The following is a 25,386-nucleotide window of genomic DNA, read 5'->3' as shown; positions in this document are numbered from 1 at the left end:
GAAAAAAGAGATTTTTTTATTATACAATGTAATTTTTTTATATTAGATAAAAATAACTATAATAAATATTTAGTTTATTTATATAATTTAATTTTAATAAAGTAAACTAAATTGCTTAATATTTTATTTTTCATTAAAATATATTTGCAAAAATGAAAACTGAAATTAAAAATACAGTTTTTAAAATTATACTGATTATTATTTATTATTTATTTTGAATTTTATTTAAAAATAATCAGCTTTTTAAATTAAGGTACATTAAGATAAATTATGAAGGTACTTATGTTTGGAATATAAATTATAAAAATAAAGATTTAGGTTAATATATTTTATTATCTTTATAGAATCATAAGAGCACCTTATTTGCCAATTGATAATTCAGAAAATAGGAGAGCATAGTGAATGCTGATGAAATAAAAAAGCTTGATAGTTATTTTAAAAACACATTCCAGAATTCAGCATTACAAGTAAGAAAACGACCTAAAAAAGGTGATTCTTGCGAAGTTTATATTGGAGATGAGTTTTTGGGTATTATTTATCGAGATGAAGATGAGGATGAATTATCATACAATTTTTCAATGGCTATATTAAACATTGATTTGGAAAATTGAACAATGATAAATTATTGAATGAAGTTTTCCTGCATTCAATAAGCTTTATATAAGTTTTAATTTTTTAAAACTTGTATGGCTATTGCGTCCGATAATCAAATGATCATGAACAATAATTCCTAATGCGTTTGCTGCGTCTTTTAATCTATATGTCATTGATATATCTGCTTGAGAAGGCGAAGGATCGCCAGAAGGATGGTTGTGTATTAAAATAAGTCCTGATGCAGATAATTCTAATGCTCGAGAAATTACTTCACGGGGATAAACAGGAGTGTGATCAATAGTTCCAATTTGTTGTACTTCATCAGCAAGCAAACCATTTTTTTTATCAAGAAATAAAATACGAAATTGTTCACGTGTTTCGTGTGCCATAACAGCCTTACAATAAGCTAAGACTTTATCCCATGATGAAAAAATATCACGTTTAAATAGTTCTGCTCGAGCAAGGCGTCCTACAACATCGGAAATAATTTTTAAATCTATTGCAGTTGCTGGTCCACATCCCTGAACTTCTTGAAGTCGATGAATATCCGCGCATAATACGTCAGCTAATGAACCAAAACGTTCTATCAAGTTTTTAGCTATTGGCTTTGTATTTGCGCGAGGAATAGTACGAAAAAGCAATAATTCCAGGTATTCGTAATCTTCAATTCCATTCCCTTTTGTCTTTAAATAACGTTTACGTAGACGCTCACGATGTCCTTGATGATGCTTGTTTATTGTTAAATTTTTTTGAAGATTTTTGCTTTTCTGTTCATGCATTGAGCTTAATGGGGAAGAACTTTGTGTTAATGCAAAGTGATTGCTTTGACTTTCTCCTTTTTTATTTGATTTTTTGACCATGGTATTTCTACATTTATTTAAGAATATGAACTTGGAATATAAAAAATGTCTTTAGGAGATTGAGTAAATATTTCATATCCTTCACTTGTCACACCAATTGTGTGCTCGTATTGTGCAGTTAAGGATCGGTCACGTGTAACAGCGGTCCAACCATCAGATAAAATTTTTACATGTGGTTTGCCAAGATTAATCATAGGCTCAATTGTAAACATCATACCTTTTTTTAGTTCTATACCCTCTCCAGGATTTCCATAATGTAAAATATTGGGCGCATCATGAAAAAGCTGACCAATACCATGTCCACAAAAGTCTCTTACAATTGAACATCGTTCAGATTCAGCATAACGTTGAATAGCTGCGCCAATGTCACCCGTTGTTGCTCCAGGTTTAACTACAGAAATTCCTCTCATAAGACTTTCATGTGTTATCTTTAGTAAGCGTTCTGCAGCACGTCTGATTTTTCCAACAGGATACATACGACTTGAATCTCCATGCCAACCATCGAGTATAAAAGTCACATCAACATTAACAATATCTCCTTCTTGTAAGGGTCTTTTATTGGGTATTCCATGACAAACAACATGATTAATGGATGTGCAACATGAATGACTGTATCCATGATAATTTAGGTCAGCCGGAAGTGCTCCTCGCTCAACACCAAAAATAAATACAAAATCATCAATTTCTTGAGTAGTAACACCAGGTTTAATGATATCTACAAGAGCATCGAGACATTCTGCAGCAACTCGGCCAACCTCACGCATTTTGGAAAAAGCGTAATCATCAAAAATACGAATTTGTCCATTAAGTTTTAAAGGAGTCTTATTATATTCAATATAATCAATCATTGTTTTTTCTATTTTCTATTTTTACTCGATGAATCGGAAAAATACCTTTTATACTTACGTGACATTTTATTGCATAAAATTCTACCCCCGATTTTAGTGCTAAATCAAATTGACGTCCATAAATAAGATCTAAATCGTGACACACTGCGAAAGCTGTACAATCTTCTCTTTGTATTACATAAAGCATAGCAGCTCGTTTTCCTTGTTGTACAATTTTTATAAGCTCATCAAGATGACGTGCACCGCGTTTTGTTTTAGTATCAGGAAATTCTGCTAACCCTTTTTGACGAATATAGTGAACATTCTTGACTTCTAGATAACAATCGGGAAGGCTGTTATCACGCAGAAGAAAATCAATACGCGATTTTGTACCATAATATTGTTCTTTTAAAATTGTTTTATAGCCGTTTAACTCTGGTAACAATCCTTTTTGAATTGCTTCTAATGCAAGTTTGTTAGGTAAAATCGTATTGATGCCAACCAAGGTATTATTTGCTTCGACAATTTCTAATCGGTATGGGTATTTTCGTTTAGAATTGTTGTTATAAGAAAGCCAAATATTGGAATTGGGTGTTGTTAATCCAAGCATCGATCCTGTATTAGGAACTGAAACGGTGAAGATGTGTTGATCATCTTGTTTAACATCTGCAAGAAAGCGTTTATAACGACGAATAAGTTTTGCAGGGAGAAGTTCTGAAGTGAAGAGCATGTTTCTTTTTAAAATGTATAGTGCCATAGTTCAACTTAAATTATGATTTGTAATAATTACAGCATGTTGAATAAAATGGTATTATGTAAAAAAGTATTAGCAACTTATATGATTGCTATTTCATTTTGTCAGTGCAAAATAAGATTGATCTTAATTTATTTGTAAAATGGCTATTTTATATTTTTTAAAGTACAATTCAAAAAACAATGATAAGAGCGTGATGAGTGAAATTAGGTAAAATGAATGGCTGGAACAAATAAAAGTCGTAAAAACTTAATAAACGGTCCAATTATTATTTTAGTTGAGCCACAACTACCAGAGAACATTGGTATGGTAGCAAGAGCAATGGCAAATTTTGGGCTCTCTAAACTTCGGTTAGTTAAGCCAAGAGAAGTATTTCCAAATGAAAAAGCTAAGGCTGCAGCTAGTAAAGCAGATCATGTAATTAACAATGTAATGATTTTTGACACGTTGCATGCTGCAATTGCAGATTTACACTATGTTTTTGCTACAACAGCGCGTGAAAGATGTGGCTTTAAAACTGTAAAAAGTGCTGTTGAAGCAGCTGATATATTACGTCAACGTGAAAATATTGGGCAGAAAACAGGTATTTTATTCGGAAGAGAAAGATGGGGACTAAAAAACGATGAAATTAGTCTTGCTGATGAAATTATTACTTTTCCAGTTAATCCTGCTTTTGCATCACTCAATATAGCACAAGCAGTTCTTCTTATGTCTTATGAATGGATGAAATCAGGTTTGGATAATGCGAATGATACGGCTTTTCGTGCAGTAAAGATGCAGCCAGCTAATAAAGCAACCTTTCATGGTTTTTTATCTCAATTAGAAGATGCTTTGGATATTCGTGGATACTTTAGACCTCAAGAACGTAAAGAGGTGATGATTGCAAATATGCGCTCTGTTTTTACACGCGCTAATTTTAGCGAATCTGAAGTTTGCTTACTGCGGGGGATCATATCTTCGTTAGAGCATTTTTCGCCTCAATCTCCACGAGGAAGTGGAGCGCCAGTAGGTCGTGATCGCAAAAAAAGAAAAATAAGTGTAAATGCTGATGGTTAAACGGCCTGTTCTTTTTTTTGATAGTGGAATCGGTGGTTTAACAGTTCTCAGGGAAATGCATGCTCTTATCCCGGAGGCTCAATTTATTTATGTTGCTGATGATGCAGGGTTTCCTTACGGAAATTGGGAAGAAAATTTTTTAAAAAAACGTATTTTTAAGATTTTTACAAATCTTTTAACGCTCTATACCCCTGCTTTATGTGTAATTGCTTGCAACACTGTTTCTACGTTGATGATAGCAGATTTACGACAACAGTTTCCACATATTCTTTTTGTTGGAACGGTTCCTGCAATTAAATCAGCAGCAAAACAAACAAAATCTGGTGTTATTTCAGTGTTAGCTACTCCTGGAACAGTTAAACGCGCATACACACATGAGTTAATCGCTTCTTTTGCAGGACAATGCCATGTGCAACTTGTTGGAAGCAAAAAACTTGCTGAATTTGCTGAAAACTATTTGCGTGGAAAACCTATTAATTCTGAAAAAGTACGTGATGAAATCTTACCATGCTTTGTTAAAAAAAATGGACAATATACTGATATTATTGTTTTAGCTTGCACTCATTATCCTTTTTTGATTCATTTGTTTCGTGAGCAATCCTTATGGCCAGTTAAATGGATTGATCCATCAAAAGCTATCGCTAAACATGCTAGATCGTTATTACCGGAAAAAATGTGCCACCAAAGCATAAAGACGCATAAAAGTTTTGCATTATTGACATCACAAAATATAACGTATTCAACAGAATGTTTGCTAAAAGAGTTTGGCTTAGATATAGTGAAAAGAGTTGACTTTGAAATATAAAGTGAATAGAGCTGTTTTAAGATTTTCTTTCGAGAAAATGTTGTGAGAGTTGACGTGTCCCGTGGATAACTTTGCAAAACTTTTTTAAAGTGTCCTGTCAGTCTTCATATTTAAAGGCAGAGGAGGGCGCGTTTCCTTAATGTTTAATTGTGGATTTTTTTATTTATTTTAAAGGAAATGCGATGAGTAAACGCGAAACAACAAAGTATAAAATTGATCGCCGTATGGGAGAAAATATTTGGGGACGTCCAAAGTCTCCTGTTAATCGCCGTGATTATGGTCCTGGTCAACATGGTCAGCGCCGTAAAGGAAAGCTGTCTGATTATGGTGTACAGCTGCGTGCTAAACAAAAGCTAAAAGGATTTTACGGTGATATATCAGAAAAACAGTTCCGTAAAATCTATCAGGAAGCTTCTCGTCGACGCGGTGATACAGGTGAGAACTTTATCGGACTTTTGGAATCGCGTTTGGATGCAATTGTTTATCGTGCAAAATTTGTTCCGACAATTTTTTCTTCTCGCCAGTTTATCAATCATGGTCATGTGAATGTAAATGGTCGACGCACTAATATTCAGTCATATCGCTGTAAACCAGGTGATGTTATTGAAGTTCGTGAAAAATCAAAAAAGCTCGTTTTAGTTTTGGAGTCTGTGCAGCTAGTAGAACGGGATGTGCCTGATTATATCGATGCAGATCATAATCAAATGAAAGCAACATTTACTCGAGTTCCTGCTTTTACAGATGTTCCTTATGCCGTGCAAATGGAACCAAACCTGGTTGTTGAGTTTTATTCTCGTTAAACTTTTTGTGGGGAGAGTATTGCTCTCTCCCTATCTTTCTATATGTCTAAAAACATATACTATTTCGTTTTTGTTGAATCTGACAACGATATTCAGGGATAGGGTAGGTTGTCTGTTTTGTGCTGTATAAGCGCACAAGCATAACAGTGTAGTTATTGTTGTTTTTTTATTTTATTTAGATTTACGGCTTTAATAAGTATCAATTAAAGTTGCTTTATACCTGTATAGGTTTATGCTCATTTTACAGAAAACTTATTATATTGTATAAGTTTAATTTATAATATCATAGAATTTTTTTCAGCTAAGTACTAAAAAATGAAAGAAAATAGAGATAAAGCTGTTTCTTTTGTAGAAGAAATTGATGAATGTCATCCAATATTTCGAAGTGCGCCTTCTACTGTTGAATTTAATAAATTACGTAAACGGCTTTTGCGTCATGTGCGACAAGCATTTGATGATTTTTCTATGCTTACTACGGGAAAAAAATGGCTGGTTGCTTTGTCAGGTGGAAAAGATTCCTATAGTCTACTTGCATTTCTTTTAGATTTAAAGTGGCGTGGACTTTTGCCTGTTGAGATTTTGGCCTGTAATCTTGATCAAGGACAGCCAGAGTTTCCAAAACATATTCTTCCAGATTTTTTAAGTTCTTATCAAATTCCATACCGCATTGAATATCAGGATACTTATTCAATTGTTACAGATAAATTAAAGCACACACAGACATATTGCTCACTTTGTTCGCGATTGCGACGTGGCAATTTATATCGTATCGCACGTGAAGAAGGATGTTCTGCATTAGTTCTTGGACATCATCGCGATGATGTCTTAGAAACGTTCTTTATGAATTTATTTCATGGTGGACGATTAGCAGCTATGCCTGGGAAACTCATCAATGATGAAGGCGATCTTTTTGTTTTACGTCCTCTTGTTTATGCCGCTGAGGAGGATATACAAAAATTTTCTCAAGCAATGCAGTTCCCCATTATTCCTTGCAATCTTTGTGGTAGCCAAGATGGTTTGCAACGTAATGCGATGAAAAAAATGCTAAAAGATATAGAAAAAAGAATGCCAGGACGCAAGGATACTATGATTCGTGCTTTAACAAATGTGCGCCCAAGTCATTTACTTGATAAAAAAATTTTTAATTTTAAAAATTTTGTATAGATATTAAGTATTAATAAAAGTAAATTCAAGTTATTCATTATAATTTATAATTACTATACTATAAAATTTATTTTTTTTATTTGTATAAATACTTTTTATCTTTTTACATCTACAGAATAATTTTTTATAGTAATTATTTAACTTTTTTAAATAACTTATTGAATCATATAAATAAAAATATTAAATAATATTTTTCTATATGTATAAAGCATACTAAAAAGGTATTTTGTTTTTAATATTTTCGAATAAGCCCTATAAGTTTACCTTGTATATGTACTCGCTCAGGCTCATATATGCGTGTTTCATAGTAAGGATTTGCAGATTCTAATGCAATAAATGTCCCTTTGCGTTGATATCTCTTTAAAGCTGCTTCCTCCTTATCAACGAACGCAACAACAATTTCGCCTGATGTTGCTATGTTTTGGCGTTTAATAATTATAGTATCTTTATTAAAAATACCTGCTTCATTCATAGAATCATCTTTGACTTGTAAAGCATAGTGTTCACCATATCCAAGCATCTCTTGTGGCAAACAAAGTGTATTTATTTGTCGCAACATAGCGGAAACGGGTACCCAAGTAGCAATACATCCCATAATAGGAATAGTAACATGCTTTTTATCTTTTTCATAAAAGTTACCAAGATTAGTAACATTTTTGAACATTTTTCTTTTATTTTTTTCTATTGTATTAGGAAAAATTTCACGAGCTGAAGGGAGATTAAATGCTATCTTGTCAGGGAATCGAATAATTTCTATTGCGCGGGCCCGATTGGGTAAACGTCGTATAAACCCCCGTTCTTCTAATGCAATAATAAGCTTATGAATGCCAGATTTGGAAGCGAGTTCCAATGCTGTTCTCATTTCATCAAAAGAAGGAGAAACACCGGTTTTTTTTATATGATTGTGAATGAATAAAAGTAACTCATATTGTTTATATGTTAACATTCAACATTCCAATAGAAATTATGATATAACAAATAAAAAATACACATAACTATTCTTTATTTGTTATATAAATTTTCGTGAATTAAATAAAAACTATACGTTTTATTTTAAACTAAAATAATAAAAGGGAGACTCTATATTTTAAAATAATGAATCATGACTTAATTTTATTTTAAAAAAAATATCAAAAAATAAAACGATTAATTCATAATTTTATCACATAAGAATTGTTTTCCAAAATGAAATAAGCGGCGCTCTCGTTTTACAACGCAAAAAATGAGAATTCAGGTATTTATTTTATTCAAGTTGATAACATTTATATAATTTCAGGATATTTTTAATGCTTTTGAATGTTGCTACTTTTATTAATTTTGAAAAAATAGAATTTTGTATATGCGCGAATAATGAGAGAAAAAAATCAAAAAAAAATATTAATAATTGGGATAAAGAAATTTTTTTTAAAAAAAGAGAAATATTTTTTCTAAAAGGTGTTGACCAAATGAAGAGTCGACCGTATGTTCCGTTTACTTTCTTTAAACAATGTAGATTTGTTTGAGAGCGCGTAGCTCAGTTGGTAGAGCAACTGACTTTTAATCAGTAGGTCCAGGGTTCGAATCCCTGCGCGCTCACCACTTAAAAAAATAAATGGGTCATGCAGAAGTTCGAGACCCGAGATTTTTTTCTCAAGTTATTCTTTCTCTTATCATTATTTTTTGTAGAGGAGGTTTATCTTATCTTTAATTTTACAGAAAAATTTAGATTGTGAGACTCTCAACTTCTGCATTGGCAGTATGTATTTTACTGTTTTTTGTGTCAGCTACTTTACAAAATGAGGTTATAGATTTTCTTTGACGAGTTTATTTCTACTTGTTTACAAATGTAATGTTTTATTACTAATAGGAATCATTTCCAGGATTTTTGTAAGGAGAGTAGAATCGTAAAAAATCTATTTTAGGTTTCTTTTTTATTGTATGATCTGTCATATATTTCCAGCTAATATTAATCGCATCCACATTATTACATCGCAAGCTTATTTATAAAACAAAGTCTCTGAATACTGATATTGATTTTAAGAAAAGATAATAACGAGACAAGTTTACATGTTTTTTAATTTTTAAGATTCGTTTTGCTAGTGAATTTTTGGAATCATTTTTATTTGTTTCATATCAAGAATATATGCAAATGGAGCTTGTTAATTTCTTATTTGTATATATTCTTTATTAGCATCAGTTATTGAGAGAAGATATTCCGCAAATACCTCCACAAAAAATGGATGTTTCAGTAGGAGTGAAAGTTGTAATCATCGCACAAGTATGGGGGGCTCCCTAATATATTTTATCAGAGCTACGCCATCAGAATATGGTGGAGATCGCAAAAGCTTATTAAATATTATCGCCCAATGTTAAACAAATAGATACAGACACAGTCTCGATAAAAAACTGAACGCATTATTGCAAATTTTCTAGATTTGCACTTGAGAAAAATTCTTTCGACCGTTACCCAAAAGTCATAGTTATATATTTAAAGCAGCAAAACATTTCAATTTGGATTCTATAGCACATTCTGCATTTCGCAATAATGTTATTTAAATTTGTTTACAAAAACAGCAATGCACTTCTATTTTTTGTTGTCAAAGTAACTAATTATCGTATGACAGTGCTTGTTTTTATCAAAACTTATCAAAAATAGGCAAAGTGTATGAAGGATTTGTTTTTTTTATAAGATATTCGAAAAACAGCAACGTAGTGGTATAGTTTTAAATGCTTTTTTGGTCTTATTGTTGTGCCAGATTGTATTTACTTAGTAGATGATAGATTATTGTGCAATCTATGATACAAGAAAGACGAGAGAATCTTATATAGTACCTCACATACCCAATGCTCCAGGAGATATTATATTTTACTGCTGGAGCACATGAGAATGGAGGCATTAAGTATAACATATTTGTTACAGCTCTGGTAGTTACTTATATTAGTGCAGGGTTAATTATGATGCTGAATTGATCATAATATATTCATGCAATTTTTTTCATCTTTATCTTATTTTTTAAGAGAAGATAGAAATTTGTATTTTGATAAAATAAAGATATTATTTGATTTTACATAGATAATAAAATTTGATGACCTGAAGTTCTTAATGAGTATTTATAAAGACAGTAATAAAATATGCTTCTATTTATGATATTACAATGTTGATGGATACATGGTGCAGAACAACCATTATTATCAAGTTTGATTTGTTTTTATAAGAGAATATGTTTGATGAGCCTCTACTATTTCAGCAGATCATTGGGGAATAGAAGGGTTATTTAAAGAAAAATTATTATGATGATTAAGGTAATTCTATCGTAAAATCTTCTGTAGAGGCTATGGTTACGTTAGTCGTTTTTATGAAAAAGAAGTATATTTTTTTTTAATTTGTAAAAAAAATATATTTTCCTCTTGATATTTTATTTAATAGACTATAGACATGCAGATATATTTTAGAATCTTTTTTGATAAGTTATCAAAAATGCACCAAAGGGGGGGTGATATATGCAAGTAAAAAAAATAAAATTACAGTCCTCCTAGTTACACTATAGTTAGACGTAAGAGAAGAGTTGGCTTAAAAACTGTACAACTCACTAGAAATACTTAATATCGAGTTAAACAGTCTTCGCTTCGCTCTGATCGTGAAAAAAAATCCTCTGTAAAATTGAAAAATTACAACAAGAAAGAACAATTTAACAAAGCATTTTTTTATCTACAATCAAACACGTATTGAAAAATATCCCTCATCCCTGGTGGGAAATATTTGAAACGTAAGAAAACGCTCACTCAACTTCAAGAACCCAAATGTATTTTAGGAACCGAAATGTACTTTTTGTTTACCAATATACTTTTCTAATTTTGCATTTAGGTTCACTTTAGAAGGTACACGTAAAACACAGAAAAAAACAAAACTGCTCTCGATGATTTTTTCAAATTTAAAATCTTACGCAGGGTTACAGCTAGCACTGAAATATGTTTTTTTTGTGTTTTGGATATGTTTTAAATTTTTTTATTGGAGAATTTATTGTGAAAAAAATGTATACAACACGAATAACCAATGATTTGAAGTCATCCTGTTTTTCTTTTGGCAATGCTTTGTTTTTGACTAAAATGGTTGTGTTGTTATCGAGTGTTTCACCTGTTTTTGCTTCAAATCTGGCTATGATAGGAAATTCTAAGCCAAGTACAAATGCTGCATCTGTATCATATGCAACTGGTAGTCATGGCAGTGTTGTGTTGTCTGGGAGTGCTGGAACGGCGAGTGGTGTTCCGCAATTATGTGGTGCAGACCTTGTTGTCGGTCGTGGAGCTCTCGATGAAGACTTTCGGGGTGCTATATCTGCGCAAGAAGAGTATACTAGGTTTCTTCAGGATAGGCAATTTTCCGGGTATACTCCTTATGGTAGTAGCACTCGCCAAGAGATTGGTTTTAGTGTGGCTGAGGCTGATAGTGGGAAAACCAAACCAGGTTCAGGGGGAGGAATCGGTGTTGGCTATATGGGGACATTAACAGGTGGTCGAGTAAATGCTGCGCCTACAGCTTATGGTGTTTATTCTATTGCAACGGGTTGTGGATCTTATACATCAGGAAATTATTCGACAGCATTTGGTGCGAATGCTACTGCGCTTACTGGAGGATCTATGGCTTTTGGTGTTGCTTCGCTTGCAAGTGGAAGGGTGAGCACAGCTATGGGTATATCTTCAGAAGCATCTGGAGAATCTTCTGTTGCTCTGGGTGGACTTGCAACTTCAAAGGGTAGTCATGCTGTTGCCATAGGTACGCGAGCTCGAGCTGAGGGTGCTCATTCGATCGCAATAGGCAGTGGTGAGAATGACGATAATTTAGCGGAATCTAAAGGGAGAAGATCAATTGCTATAGGGTATCACGCCACGAGTGAAGAAGATTCATCTATTGCATTAGGTGGGAATGCGACTGTGAGGGTTAGTGGTGGCGTTGCTATAGGTTCTGGATCTGTTTCTAAGGTTGCAGCTGGTGTATCTGGCTATCATCCTATGCAAAAAACTTCATTAAATAGAGATACTGATACTGAGGTGTGGAAAAGTACAGCAGGAGCTTTTTCTGTTGGTAGTGCTGACAATAAAGTAACTCGACAAATTGTAGGGGTTGCTGCTGGATCCGCAGATACAGACGCAGTGAATGTTGCGCAGTTAAAAGAAGTCCAGAAAATTGCCAGCCAGGGATGGAGTTTTACTGTTAACAAGAAAAATCCTACTAAAGTTGGATTAGGAGATACAATAAATTTTGTAGCTGGAAGTGAAAATTTAAAAATTGCCAATGATAGTAATAATCATGCTATAAGCTTTGACTTGGCGAAAAATATTTCAGTAAAAAATATTGATTTAGAGGATGTTTCTTTAAGTGATGCAGGGTTAATAATTGCTAATGGACCTAAAGTAACTCCCGATGGTATTGATGCTGCAAATAAAAAAATTACTAATGTAGATACAGGCGTCAAGGATACAGATGCAGTAAATGTTTCTCAGTTAAATAAGACTAAAGAGCAAATAGAAAAATCTATATTGGTTAAACAAAGTTCTGACACTCAGCATATCACGATTGGTGCAGAAACGAACGGTGATAAAATCGATGTTCTCAATGTGAATAAAGATAAGCGGACCATTACTGGTGTAAAGGATGCTTATCTTTCAGCAGAATCGAGTGAAGTTGTAACTGGTGCACAGCTCTATACTGAGCAGCAAAAATTAAACGAAGTATCCAAAACAATAAAAGAAATGGGTACAAATGTTGCCCAATATTTCGGTGGCGGTGCTAGTTATAATGATGGAACATGGACAGCTCCTACTTTTAAAGTAAAAGCTGTTGCTGATGATGGTACTGAAAGTGAAAAAGAATATCACAATGTTGCAGAAGCTTTGACTGAGGTTGGTACTTCTTTGGTTAATATAGAGAGCAGTATTACCACAAAAATTACCAATCAGTTTGATGAGCAGATTGCTAGTGTAATGGGGAATGGTCTTGTTAAGCAGGATGAAGAAAAAAAGCATATCACTATTGGTCAAGCATTGAGCGGTTATAACATTAGTATTGCTGACAAAGACAATAGTCAACGAATTCTTTCAGGGGTGAAGGATGCAGAATCTGAGCATGATGCTGTTAACAAAGGTCAGCTTGATGCTCAGATCACAGATGTAAAGGGTGAACTGAAAACTAAATTTGATGAATTTGATAGCAATATTGCAAGTATAACTGAAACGGTTCAAGGTGACTCTTTATTGTGGAGCATTGAGGATGGTGCATTTGTTGCGCAACATAAGAATGGTAAGGCAAAAAAAGATAGCAAGATTACCCATGTTGAACAGGGGTCGATTTCTTCTGATTCAACTGATGCAATTACGGGTGGTCAGATTTATTCGTTAACTCAGCAGGTTGCGAAGTATTTTGGTGGCAATGCTAGTTATAATGATGGAACATGGATAGCTCCTACCTTTACGGTAAAAGCAGTTGATAATGATGGTGAGTCTAAAGACGAAACTTATGATAATGTTGCAGATGCTTTATCCGGGATTGGTACTTCTTTCACTAATATGCAGAATAATATCTCTACAAAAATTACCACTCAAATTAATGAAGCGATTGCTAATGTAAACGGATCAAGCCTTGTTAAGCAGGATGAAGCAACAAAACATATCACCATTGGTAAAGAAATAAATGGCGATACAATTAATATTGCTAATAGTAAAGGTGATTCACGAATTCTTTCAGGCGTTAAGGATGCAGAATCTGATCATGATGCTGTTAACAAAGGTCAGCTTGATAGTAAATTCACAGCTATAAGCAGTGATCTGACAACTAAATTTAATGAATTTAATGCAAGTATCAAAAATATAACTGAAGTAGTTAAAGGTGATTCTTTATTATGGAGTGAAGAAAATAAGGCATTTGTTGCGGAACATGGTAATGTTGGTTCAAAAACAAATAGCAAGATTACACATATTTTAAATGGAACGATTTCTTCTGAATCTACAGATGCAATTACGGGTAATCAGATTTATTCATTAACTCAGCAGGTTGCCCAGTATTTTGGTGGTGGTGCTAGTTATGACGGTGAACAATGGACGGATCCTATCTTTAAAGTGAAAACCGTTGATAATAATGGCACTGAAAATGAACAAGAATATAAGAGTATTGCAGAAGCTTTGACGGGAGTTGGGACTTCTTTGGCTAACGTGGAGAGCAGTCTTACCGCAAAAATTACCGATACGCTTAATGAGCAGATTGCTAGTGTAAAAGGGGAGGGGCTTGTTAAGAGGGATGAAGCAACAAAACGTATCACCATTGGTAAAGAGATAGAAGGTTACTCAATTAATATTGCTGACAGTAAAGGTGGTTTACGAATTCTTTCAGGTGTGAAGGATGCAGAATCTGAGCATGATGCTGTTAACAAAGGTCAGCTTGATAGTGAGTTCACAGCTATAAGCAGTGATCTGACAAATAAATTTAATGACTTTAATAAAGAGATCACAGAAGTAACTGGAATAGTTAAAGGTGATTCTTTGTTGTGGAGCACAGATGATAGTGCATTTGTTGCAGATCATGGTGATGATGGTTCAAAAAAGAATAGTAAAATTACACATATTTTAAATGGAACGATTTCTTCTGAATCTACAGATGCCATTACAGGTGGTCAGATTTATTCGTTAACTCAGCAGGTTGCGAAGTATTTTGGTGGCGATGCTAGTTATAATGATGGAACATGGACAGCTCCTACCTTTACGGTAAAAGCAGTTGATAATGATGGTGAGTCTAAAGACAAAACTTATGATAATGTTGCAGATGCTTTGTCCGGAATAGGTACTTCTTTCACTAATATGCAGAATAATATCCTTCAACAAATTACCTCTAAGATTGATCAAGAGATTGCTAATGTGAATGGATCAAGCCTTGTTAAGCAGGATGCAGCAACAAAACGTATCACCATTGGTAAAGAAATAAATGGCGATACAATTAGTATTGCTAATAGTAAAGGTAAATCACGAATTCTTTCAGGTGTGAAGGATGCAGTAAATAATAATGATGCTGTTAATAAACATCAGCTTGATGCTCAGATCGCAACTATAAATGGCGAGCTGACAACTAAATTTGATGAATTTAATAACAATATCACAAGTATAACTGAAACGCTTCAAGGTGACTCTTTATTGTGGAGCACGGATGAAGGTGCATTTGTTGCGCAACATAAGAATGGTGGTTCAAAAACAAATAGCAAGATTACACATCTTGCAAAAGGAACGATCTCTTCCGGCTCTACAGATGCAATGACAGGTGGTCAGATTTATTCATTAACTCAGCAGGTTGCCCAGTATTTTGGTGGTGGTGCTAGTTATAACGGTACAACATGGCAGGCTCCTACCTTTACAGTGAAAACCGTTGATAATAATGGCACTGAAAGTGAACAAGAATATAAGAGTGTTGCAGAAGCTTTGACGGGAGTTGGTACTTCTTTGGTTAACGTGGAGGGCAATCTTACTACAAAAATTACCGATACGCTTAATGAGCAGATTGCTAGTGTAAAAGGGGAGAGCCTTGTTAAGAGGGATGAAGCAACAAAACGTATCACCATTGGTAAAGACATAGAAGGTTACTCAATTAATATTGCTGACAGTAAAGGTAGTTTACGAATTCTTTCAGGTGTGAAGGATGCAGTAAATAATAATGATGCTGTTAACAAAGGTCAGCTTGATAGTGAGTTCACAGCTATAAGCAGTGATCTGACAAATAAATTTAATGACTTTAATAAAGAGATCACAGAAGTAACAGGAATAGTTAAAGGTGATTCTTTGTTGTGGAGCACGGATGATAGTGCATTTGTTGCAGATCATGGTGATGATGGTTCAAAAAAGAATAGTAAAATTACACATATTTTAAATGGAACGATTTCTTCTGAATCTACAGATGCCATTACAGGTGGTCAGATTTATTCGTTAACTCAGCAGGTTGCGAAGTATTTTGGTGGCGATGCTAGTTATAATGATGGAACATGGACAGCTCCTACCTTTACGGTAAAAGCAGTTGATAATGATGGTGAGTCTAAAGACAAAACTTATGATAATGTTGCAGATGCTTTGTCCGGAATAGGTACTTCTTTCACTAATATGCAGAATAATATCCTTCAACAAATTACCTCTAAGGTTGATCAAGAGATTGCTAATGTGAACGGATCAAGCCTTGTTAAGCAGGATGCAGCAACAAAACGTATCACCATTGGTAAAGAAATAAATGGCGATACAATTAGTATTGCTAATAGTAAAGGTAAATCACGAATTCTTTCAGGTGTGAAGGATGCAGTAAATAATAATGATGCTGTTAATAAACATCAGCTTGATGCTCAGATCGCAACTATAAATGGCGAGCTGACAACTAAATTTGATGAATTTAATAACAATATCACAAGTATAACTGAAACGCTTCAAGGTGACTCTTTATTGTGGAGCACGGATGAAGGTGCATTTGTTGCGCAACATAAGAATGGTGGTTCAAAAACAAATAGCAAGATTACACATCTTGCAAAAGGAACGATCTCTTCCGGCTCTACAGATGCAATGACAGGTGGTCAGATTTATTCATTAACTCAGCAGGTTACACAATATTTTGGTGGTGGTGCTAGTTATAACGGTACAACATGGCAGGCTCCTACCTTTAAAGTGAAAACTTTTGATAATAAAGGCACCGAAAGTGAGCAGGAATATCACAATGTTGCCAGTGCTTTTGAAGGCATTAATTCTACCTTTGCTTATATAAATAAAGAGCTTAAAAGTGAAATTAACAACGTAACGGGTGAGTTTATTGTTAAGCAAGATGCTGATACAAATGTTATCGCGGTTGGTAAAGAAAAGAGCGGTCTCAAAGTTACTTTTGCAAATGTTGATGGTATTTCTCGAATTCTCTCTGGTGTAAAAGGCGGAGAACTTTCAGAAACGTCAACGGAGGCTATTAATGGTTCGCAGCTTTATTCGATGGGAACTCAGTTTGCAGCATTTTTAGGTGGTGGTGCTGGTTATAGTAATGGCAAATGGAATGCTCCTAGCTTCAGTGTTGTACAATTTAATTCTAATCAGTTAGCAGATAATATAAAATATAATAATGTTAATAATGTTTCTGATGCTTTTGATGCTGTTAATGAAAGTATGTTGAGTATAAACGATCGTATTCATGATGTTGAACAAAATACTGTATCAAATGGTATATATTGGGATGCGAATGATGGAGCTTACAGTGCTAGCCATAATGAAAAAGATGGCAAGATTACACATGTGGCAGATGGTAAAATAGCGTTAGGTTCGACAGATGCTGTAAATGGAGGTCAGCTTTTTGCAATAAATTCTCAAGTTACAAAAATTGAAAACAAAGTTGATTCTCTTGGTAGTCAGATACAAAGTATAGCTCAAGTGGCGGATAATGTTATTGCGTATGATAAAGATGAAAATGGAAAATTGAGTATCACCTTGGGAGAAGGGGATGATAGTGCTCCAGTCTTGATAAGTAATGTTGCTGATGGTGAAATAAAACATGGCTCTACAGACGCAGTTAATGGTGGGCAGGTATACGATTTTACAAAAGAGCAAATGGCTTTAGTTTTAGAAGATGCAAAAAAGTATGCGGATGAACGTGTAGATGATATCGTTATGAATTCCGTTTTTGGCGGTGCTCAGAATTACATCGATACAAAGTTTGATGTCTTAACTTATGCTATTGAGGACGTTCGGGGAGAGGCTAGACAAGCGGCAGCTATTGGTTTGGCGGTATCTAATTTGCGTTATTATGATAATCCTGGAGCTTTAAGTGTATCATTGGGAACAGGTTTATGGCGCAATCAATCTGCTTTTGCTGTGGGAGTTGGTTATACATCTGAAGCTGGAGATATGCGTTCTAATCTATCTGTAACGAGTGCTGGGGGTCATTGGGGGACAGGTGCTGGAATTACGTTAAGATTAAGATAATGATAAAAAAATAACACCTCTTTCCTTTCCTTTTTAGGAAAGGGTAAGAGGAATGCTAAAAACTTGATAAATGTTTTAGATTAATGTGTATAATAACCCAATCCATATAAAACTAAACAAAGGAGAAAACAAAAATATAACAAAACTACATTCGAATTGTAGTGTTTGCTCTATAAATCAGATTTATAAAATACAACTTAACACAAATACTGCATTTTTTTATATGGAAACACCTTTTTACATAAAACAATCATATCAAATACATAAACTCCTCTCTAAAAGTTATTTCAGACAAAGAAAATAACTTCACCGCTCAAAAAAAACAGAACTTTTTTTGCGCAAAAACACACATTTTTAAGGACTAAAATGCGCTTTTTTACATTTACTAATATACTCTTTTTGATTGGTGCATTGAGGTTCACTTTAGAAGGTACACGAAAACATAAACAAAAACCAAATTATCATTGCTCTGGATAATTCTTTTAAGAATAAAATCTCATTTGGGAGCACAAATAACACTAGAATATGTTTTTTTTGTGTTTTGATATGTTTTAAAATTTTTTTATTGGAGAATTTATTGTGAAAAAATTGTATACAACACGGATAACCAATGATTTAAAATCTTCTTGTTTTTCTTTTAGTAATGTTTTGTTTTTTACTAAAATGGTTGTGTTGTTATCGAGTGTTTCACCTGCTTTTGCTTCAAATCTGGCAATAACGGGAACTGCTGAGTTAAGTTCAGATAGGGAAAGAGTGGGATGGAGATCCGTTAGTCATGGTAGCATCATGCTTGCCGGTGATAATAATGATTTTTGTGGTGCAGATTCAGTTATTGGTCGTGCAAATGGGACTAACTCTGTTCCTGCCTCTCGGAGGATAACTGCAGAAGAAGAGTATTCAAGGTTTTTAACGTCACCAAAATTTGATTCATATTCTCCTTATGGTGAAACTACTGGACAACAGGTTTGGTCTGGAAATGGTAGGACGAGACCAAACGGATACAAGGCTGATTCCTCCGGTTATATGGGAGTATTAACAACAGGTGGTAATGTTAATATTCTTCCCTCAGCGTTTGGTGTTTATTCTTTTGCAACGGGTTGTGGATCTTATGCTTCAGGAAACTATTCGACAGCATTTGGTGCGAGTGCCACTGCGCTTACTGGAGGATCTATGGCTTTTGGTATTGCTTCGCTTGCAGAAGGAAAGGTGAGCATAGCTATGGGTATATCTTCAGAAGCATCTGGAGAATCTTCTGTTGCTCTAGGTGGACTTGCAACTTCGAAGGGTAATCATGCTGTTGCCATAGGTACGCGAGCTCATGCTGAAGGTGCTCATTCGATCGCAATAGGCGGTGGTGAGGAAGATGCAGACCTTGCAACATCTAAAGGGCAAAGATCGATTGCTATAGGGCATCACGCCACGAGTGAAGGAGATGCATCTATTGCATTAGGTGGGAATGCGACTGTGAGGGTTAGTGGTGGCGTTGCTATAGGTTCTGGATCTGTTTCTAAGGTTGCAGCTGGTGTATCTGGCTATCATCCTATGCAAAAAACTTCATTAAATAGAGATACTGATACTGAGGTGTGGAAAAGTACAGCAGGAGCTTTTTCTGTTGGTAATGCTGACAATAAAGTAACTCGACAAATTGTAGGGGTTGCTGCTGGATCTGCAGATACAGACGCCGTGAATGTTGCGCAGTTAAAAGAAATCCAGAAATTATTTGCCGAAGATGAGTGGAGTTTTACTGTTAACGAAGGAAAATCAACTGATATTGGTTCTAATGAAACAATGGACTTCTCAAATGCAGGTAAATCCCTAAAAATTGCCAAAAACGATGCTGGTGATATGATAAGCTTTGATTTAGCGGAAAATATTTCAGTAAAAAATATTGATTTAGAGGATGTTTCTTTAAGTGATGCAGGATTAATAATTGCTAATGGACCTAAAATAACTCCCGATGGTATTGATGCTGCAAATAAAAAGATTACTAGTGTACTTGCAGGTGTTAAAGATACAGATGCAGTGAATGTTCTTCAGTTAAACAATCTTAAGGAGCAAATAGCAAATTCTTCATTGATTCAGAAAAGTGGAGAAACTGGAAATATCACGATTGGTACGCAAACAGATGGTGATAAAATTGATGTTCGCAATGTGAATAAAGATAAGCGGACCATTACTGGTGTGAAAGATGCTGATCTTTCAGCAGGATCCAGTGATGCAATAACTGGTTCACAGCTATATACTGTGCAACAGGAGTTAAGAGATGCGTCCAAAAAAATAAAAGAAATGGGCACAAATGTTGCTCAGTATTTTGGTGGCAGTGCTGGTTATAGTGATGAAACATGGAATGCTCCTAGCTTTAAAGTTCAAGTTATTAATGATAGTGGTGTTTCTGAAGAAAAAACTTATACAAATGTTGGAGAAGCATTAACAGGAGTTGATAATTCTTTCACTAATATGGAGAATATTATTATTACACAAATGACCAATCTGATTAATCAAGATATTGGTGATGTAAAAGGACATAATCTTGTTAAGAAAGATGAAGAAACCAATTTTATTACTATTGGTAAAGACCTAGAAGGTTACACAATTAGTATTGCTGACAAAGACAATGGTCAACGAATTCTTTCAGGGGTGAAGGATGCAGTAAATGATCATGATGCTATTAATAAAAGTCAGCTTGATAGTAATATCAAAATTGTAAAAGATGATTTAAACGAAAAATCTGGACAGCTTGCTCAAAGCATAACGGATATTACTAAAGAAGCTAAAAGTGATGTTCTTTCATGGAGTAAGACAGATAATGCATTTGTAGCAGATCATGGTGATGATAATTCAAAAACGATGAGCAAGATTACACATCTTGCCCAGGGATCGATTACTTCTGGTTCTACGGATGCAATTACGGGTGGTCAGATTTATTCGTTAACTCAGCAGGTTGCTCAGTATTTTGGTGGTGGTGCTGGTTATAATGATGGAACATGGAATGCTCCTAGCTTTAAAGTGAAAACTATTAAAAATGGTGGAGATTCTGAAGAAAAGACTTATGATAATATTGCGTCAGCATTAACCGAAGTTGGTAATTCTTTTACGAATATGGAGAATAATATTACCACAAAAATTACCAATGAGCTTAGTGAAAAGATTGATGATGTAAAAGGAAGCAATCTTGTTCAGATAACTAAAGAAACAAATCTTATTACTATTGGTAAAGAAGTAGAAGGCGATACAATTGATATTGCGAACAAGGATAATGAGCAACGAATTCTTTCAGGGGTGAAAGATGCAGTAAATGATGATGATGCTATTAATAAAAGTCAGCTTGATGCTAATATCAAAACTGTAGAGAATAATTTAAACGAAAAATCTGAACAGCTTGCTCAAAGCATAACGGATATTGCTAAAGAAGCTAAAGGCGATGTTCTTTCATGGAGTAAGACAGATAATGCATTTGTTGCAGATCATGGTGATGATAATTCAAAAACGAAGAGCAAGGTTACCCATCTTGCAAATGGATTGATTTCTTCTGATTCAACTGATGCAATTACGGGTGGTCAGATTTATTCGTTAACTCAGCAGGTTGCTCAGTATTTTGGTGGTGGTGCTGGTTATAATGATGGAACATGGAATGCTCCTAACTTTAAAGTTCAAGTTATTAACGATAGTGGTGTTTCTGAAGAAAAAACTTATACAAATGTTGGAGAAGCATTAACAGGAGTTGGTAATTCTTTTACGAATATGGAGAATAATCTTACCACAAAAATTACCAATCTGATTAATCAAGAGATTGGTGATGTAACAGGAAACAGTCTTGTTAAGAAAGATGAAGAAACCAATTTTATTACTATTGGTAAAGACCTAGAAGGTTACACAATTAGTATTGCTGACAAAGACAATGGTCAACGAATTCTTTCAGGGGTGAAGGATGCAGTAAATGATCATGATGCTATTAATAAAAGTCAGCTTGATAGTAATATCAAAATTGTAAAAGATGATTTAAACAAAAAATCTGGACAGCTTGCTCAAAGCATAACGGATATTACTAAAGAAGCTAAAAGTGATGTTCTTTCATGGAGTAAGACAGATAATGCATTTGTTGCAGATCATGGTGATGATAATTCAAAAACGATGAGCAAGATTACACATCTTGCCCAGGGATCGATTGCTTCTGGTTCTACGGATGCAATTACGGGTGGTCAGATTTATTCGTTAACTCAGCAGGTTGCTCAGTATTTTGGTGGTGGTGCTGGTTATAATGATGGAATATGGAATGCTCCTAGCTTTAAAGTGAAAACTATTAAAAATGGTGGAGATTCTGAAGAAAAGACTTATGATAATATTGCGTCAGCTTTAACCGAAGTTGGTAATTCTTTTACGAATATGGAGAATAATATTACCACAAAAATTACCAATGAGCTTAGTGAAAAGATTGGTGATGTAAAAGGAAACAATCTTGTTCAGATAACTAAAAAAACAAATCTTATTACTATTGGTAAAGAAGTAGAAGGCGATACAATTGATATTGCGAACAAGGATAATGAGCAACGAATTCTTTCAGGGGTGAAAGATGCAGTAAATGATGATGATGCTATTAATAAAAGTCAGCTTGATGCTAATATCAAAACTGTAGAGAATAATTTAAACGAAAAATCTGAACAGCTTGCTCAAAGCATAACGGATATTGCTAAAGAAGCTAAAGGCGATGTTCTTTCATGGAGTAAGACAGATAATGCATTTGTTGCAGATCATGGTGATGATAATTCAAAAACGAAGAGCAAGGTTACCCATCTTGCAAATGGATTGATTTCTTCTGATTCAACTGATGCAATTACGGGTGGTCAGATTTATTCGTTAACTCAGCAGGTTGCTCAGTATTTTGGTGGTGGTGCTGGTTATAATGATGGAACATGGAATGCTCCTAACTTTAAAGTTCAAGTTATTAACGATAGTGGTGTTTCTGAAGAAAAAACTTATACAAATGTTGGAGAAGCATTAACAGGAGTTGGTAATTCTTTTACGAATATGGAGAATAATCTTACCACAAAAATTACCAATCTGATTAATCAAGAGATTGGTGATGTAACAGGAAACAGTCTTGTTAAGAAAGATGAAGAAACCAATTTTATTACTATTGGTAAAGACCTAGAAGGTTACACAATTAGTATTGCTGACAAAGACAATGGTCAACGAATTCTTTCAGGGGTGAAGGATGCAGTAAATGATCATGATGCTATTAATAAAAGTCAGCTTGATAGTAATATCAAAATTGTAAAAGATGATTTAAACAAAAAATCTGGACAGCTTGCTCAAAGCATAACGGATATTACTAAAGAAGCTAAAAGTGATGTTCTTTCATGGAGTAAGACAGATAATGCATTTGTTGCAGATCATGGTGATGATAATTCAAAAACGATGAGCAAGATTACACATCTTGCCCAGGGATCGATTGCTTCTGGTTCTACGGATGCAATTACGGGTGGTCAGATTTATTCGTTAACTCAGCAGGTTGCTCAGTATTTTGGTGGTGGTGCTGGTTATAATGATGGAATATGGAATGCTCCTAGCTTTAAAGTGAAAACTATTAAAAATGGTGGAGATTCTGAAGAAAAGACTTATGATAATATTGCGTCAGCTTTAACCGAAGTTGGTAATTCTTTTACGAATATGGAGAATAATATTACCACAAAAATTACCAATGAGCTTAGTGAAAAGATTGGTGATGTAAAAGGAAACAATCTTGTTCAGATAACTAAAAAAACAAATCTTATTACTATTGGTAAAGAAGTAGAAGGCGATACAATTGATATTGCGAACAAGGATAATGAGCAACGAATTCTTTCAGGGGTGAAAGATGCAGTAAATGATGATGATGCTATTAATAAAAGTCAGCTTGATGCTAATATCAAAACTGTAGAGAATAATTTAAACGAAAAATCTGAACAGCTTGCTCAAAGCATAACGGATATTGCTAAAGAAGCTAAAGGCGATGTTCTTTCATGGAGTAAGACAGATAATGCATTTGTTGCAGATCATGGTGATGATAATTCAAAAACGAAGAGCAAGGTTACCCATCTTGCAAATGGATTGATTTCTTCTGATTCAACTGATGCAATTACGGGTGGTCAGATTTATTCATTAACTCAGCAGGTTGCACAATATTTTGGTGGTGGTGCTAGTTATAACGGTACAACATGGCAGGCTCCTACCTTTAAAGTGAAAACTTTTGATAATAAAGGCACCGAAAGTGAGCAGGAATATCACAATGTTGCCAGTGCTTTTGAAGGCATTAATTCTACCTTTGCTTATATAAATAAAGAGTTTAAAAGTGAAATTAACAACGTAACGGGTGAGTTTATTGTTAAGCAAGATGCTGATACAAATGTTATCGCGGTTGGTAAAGAAAAGAGCGGTCTCAAAGTTACTTTTGCAAATGTTGATGGTATTTCTCGAATTCTCTCTGGTGTAAAAGGCGGAGAACTTTCAGAAACGTCAACGGAGGCTATTAATGGTTCGCAGCTTTATTCGATGGGAACTCAGTTTGCAGCATTTTTAGGTGGTGGTGCTGGTTATAGTAATGGCAAATGGAATGCTCCTAGCTTCAGTGTTGTACAATTTAATTCTAATCAGTTAGCAGATAATATAAAATATAATAATGTTAATAATGTTTCTGATGCTTTTGATGCTGTTAATGAAAGTATGTTGAGTATAAACGATCGTATTCATGATGTTGAACAAAATACTGTATCAAATGGTATATATTGGGATGCGAATGATGGAGCTTACAGTGCTAGCCATAATGAAAAAGATGGCAAGATTACACATGTGGCAGATGGTAAAATAGCGTTAGGTTCGACAGATGCTGTAAATGGAGGTCAGCTTTTTGCAATAAATTCTCAAGTTACAAAAATTGAAAACAAAGTTGATTCTCTTGGTAGTCAGGTACAAAGTATAGCTCAAGTGGTGGATAATGTTATTGCGTATGATAAAGATGAAAATGGAAAATTGAGTATCACCTTGGGAGAAGGGGATGATAGTGCTCCAGTCTTGATAAGTAATGTTGCTGATGGTGAAATAAAACATGGCTCTACAGACGCAGTTAATGGTGGGCAGGTATACGATTTTACAAAAGAGCAAATGGCTTTAGTTTTAGAAGATGCAAAAAAGCGTATAGATGAAGCTTCAGATGCTATTGTTTTAGATAAAGTTCTCAGTAATGTTCAGAATTATGCTGATATAAAGTTTGATCTATTAAATAAGAGCATTGAAGATGTTAAGAAAGAATCTAGACAAGCGGCAGCTATTGGTTTGGCGGTATCTAATTTGCGTTATTATGATGATCCTGGAGCTCTGAGTGTATCAGTAGCTGGTGGTCTATGGCGCGGTGAAGCTGCTTTTGCTATGGGGGTTGGTTATACATCTGAAGCTGGAGATATGCGTTCTAATTTATCTGTAACGAGTGCTGGAGGTCATTGGGGAATAGGTGCTGGGATTACTCTGAAACTAAAATAATAAGTAAAAAAAGATATAATTATAAAAAAGCATAATATTTTATTAAATGCTCTCCACT

11 protein-coding genes and 1 tRNA gene are annotated in these 25,386 nt (G+C 34.4%); 8 read left to right on the top strand and 4 right to left on the bottom strand.

All coding sequences use genetic code 11. The annotated features are described in order from the left end of the window. Positions 1-398: 398 nt before the first annotated feature. The gene (locus V4P55_RS02485; RefSeq protein WP_455474861.1) at positions 399-611 is read left to right on the top strand and encodes a DUF3126 family protein; all 213 of its coding nucleotides are present in this window, start codon (positions 399-401) and stop codon (positions 609-611) included. Positions 612-656: 45 nt separating this feature from the next. On the opposite strand, the gene radC is transcribed toward V4P55_RS02485, so the two are convergent. Genes radC through sfsA form a run of 3 tightly spaced genes read right to left on the bottom strand, consistent with a single transcriptional unit; the run spans position 657 to position 3,011 of the window. Further along, positions 657-1,454: a RadC family protein gene (gene radC, locus V4P55_RS02480; RefSeq protein WP_455474860.1), complete on the bottom strand. Its 798-nt coding sequence runs from the start codon at positions 1,452-1,454 to the stop codon at positions 657-659. 17 nt (positions 1,455-1,471) lie between these two features. After that, positions 1,472-2,302 carry a type I methionyl aminopeptidase gene (gene map, locus V4P55_RS02475; RefSeq protein ID WP_455474859.1) on the bottom strand — a complete coding sequence of 277 codons (831 nt, stop codon included), beginning with the start codon at positions 2,300-2,302 and terminating at the stop codon, positions 1,472-1,474. Continuing rightward, on the bottom strand, positions 2,295-3,011 hold the full coding sequence (gene sfsA, locus V4P55_RS02470) for a DNA/RNA nuclease SfsA (protein ID WP_455474858.1): 717 nt from the start codon (positions 3,009-3,011) through the stop codon (positions 2,295-2,297). Before sfsA ends, map begins: the two co-directional genes overlap by 8 nt. Positions 3,012-3,254: 243 nt before the next feature. On the opposite strand from sfsA, the gene V4P55_RS02465 reads away from it, so the two are divergent. The 4 genes from V4P55_RS02465 to ttcA all read left to right on the top strand — a co-directional run bounded on the left by V4P55_RS02465 (position 3,255) and on the right by ttcA (position 6,860). Further along, positions 3,255-4,091 carry an RNA methyltransferase gene (locus V4P55_RS02465; protein WP_455474857.1) on the top strand — a complete coding sequence of 279 codons (837 nt, stop codon included), beginning with the start codon at positions 3,255-3,257 and terminating at the stop codon, positions 4,089-4,091. Further along, entirely contained in the window at positions 4,084-4,896 is an 813-nt protein-coding gene (gene murI / locus V4P55_RS02460; RefSeq protein ID WP_455474856.1) for a glutamate racemase, read from the top strand. Before V4P55_RS02465 ends, murI begins: the two co-directional genes overlap by 8 nt. Positions 4,897-5,078: 182 nt before the next feature. After that, positions 5,079-5,696, top strand: coding sequence for a 30S ribosomal protein S4 (gene rpsD, locus V4P55_RS02455; RefSeq protein WP_455474855.1), 618 nt, complete (start codon positions 5,079-5,081; stop codon positions 5,694-5,696). 315 nt (positions 5,697-6,011) lie between these two features. Further along, on the top strand, positions 6,012-6,860 hold the full coding sequence (gene ttcA / locus V4P55_RS02450; protein WP_455474854.1) for a tRNA 2-thiocytidine(32) synthetase TtcA: 849 nt from the start codon (positions 6,012-6,014) through the stop codon (positions 6,858-6,860). A 232-nt stretch (positions 6,861-7,092) separates the two neighbouring features. On the opposite strand, the gene lexA is transcribed toward ttcA, so the two are convergent. Then, on the bottom strand, positions 7,093-7,806 hold the full coding sequence (gene lexA, locus V4P55_RS02445; RefSeq protein ID WP_455474853.1) for a transcriptional repressor LexA: 714 nt from the start codon (positions 7,804-7,806) through the stop codon (positions 7,093-7,095). Between the two features lie 556 nt (positions 7,807-8,362). Between lexA and V4P55_RS02440 the strand changes: the two genes are divergently transcribed. From V4P55_RS02440 to V4P55_RS02430, 3 genes are all read left to right on the top strand, one after another. Beyond that, positions 8,363-8,438: transfer RNA gene (locus tag V4P55_RS02440), tRNA-Lys, on the top strand. 2,433 nt (positions 8,439-10,871) lie between these two features. Further along, positions 10,872-17,816, top strand: coding sequence for a YadA-like family protein (locus V4P55_RS02435; RefSeq protein WP_455475107.1), 6,945 nt, complete (start codon positions 10,872-10,874; stop codon positions 17,814-17,816). A gap of 579 nt (positions 17,817-18,395) precedes the next feature. Further along, complete coding sequence (locus V4P55_RS02430; RefSeq protein ID WP_455474852.1) at positions 18,396-25,328, top strand: YadA-like family protein; 6,933 nt, start codon at positions 18,396-18,398, stop codon at positions 25,326-25,328. Positions 25,329-25,386 lie beyond the last annotated feature (58 nt).

The organism is Bartonella sp. B30(2025) (assembly GCF_053793825.1).
This window is presented reverse-complemented; position numbering and strand designations above follow the sequence as displayed.

What these genes read in the sequence shown, in the direction of transcription:
- lexA (WP_455474853.1), bottom strand. Translation starts at nt 7,806, where the DNA reads ATGTTAACATATAAACAATATGAGTTACTTTTATTCATTCACAATCAT.
- V4P55_RS02465 (WP_455474857.1), top strand. Translation starts at nt 3,255, where the DNA reads ATGGCTGGAACAAATAAAAGTCGTAAAAACTTAATAAACGGTCCAATT.
- rpsD (WP_455474855.1), top strand. Translation starts at nt 5,079, where the DNA reads ATGAGTAAACGCGAAACAACAAAGTATAAAATTGATCGCCGTATGGGA.
- sfsA (WP_455474858.1), bottom strand. Translation starts at nt 3,011, where the DNA reads ATGCTCTTCACTTCAGAACTTCTCCCTGCAAAACTTATTCGTCGTTAT.
- V4P55_RS02435 (WP_455475107.1), top strand. Translation starts at nt 10,872, where the DNA reads ATGTATACAACACGAATAACCAATGATTTGAAGTCATCCTGTTTTTCT.
- murI (WP_455474856.1), top strand. Translation starts at nt 4,084, where the DNA reads ATGGTTAAACGGCCTGTTCTTTTTTTTGATAGTGGAATCGGTGGTTTA.
- ttcA (WP_455474854.1), top strand. Translation starts at nt 6,012, where the DNA reads ATGAAAGAAAATAGAGATAAAGCTGTTTCTTTTGTAGAAGAAATTGAT.
- map (WP_455474859.1), bottom strand. Translation starts at nt 2,302, where the DNA reads ATGATTGATTATATTGAATATAATAAGACTCCTTTAAAACTTAATGGA.
- radC (WP_455474860.1), bottom strand. Translation starts at nt 1,454, where the DNA reads ATGGTCAAAAAATCAAATAAAAAAGGAGAAAGTCAAAGCAATCACTTT.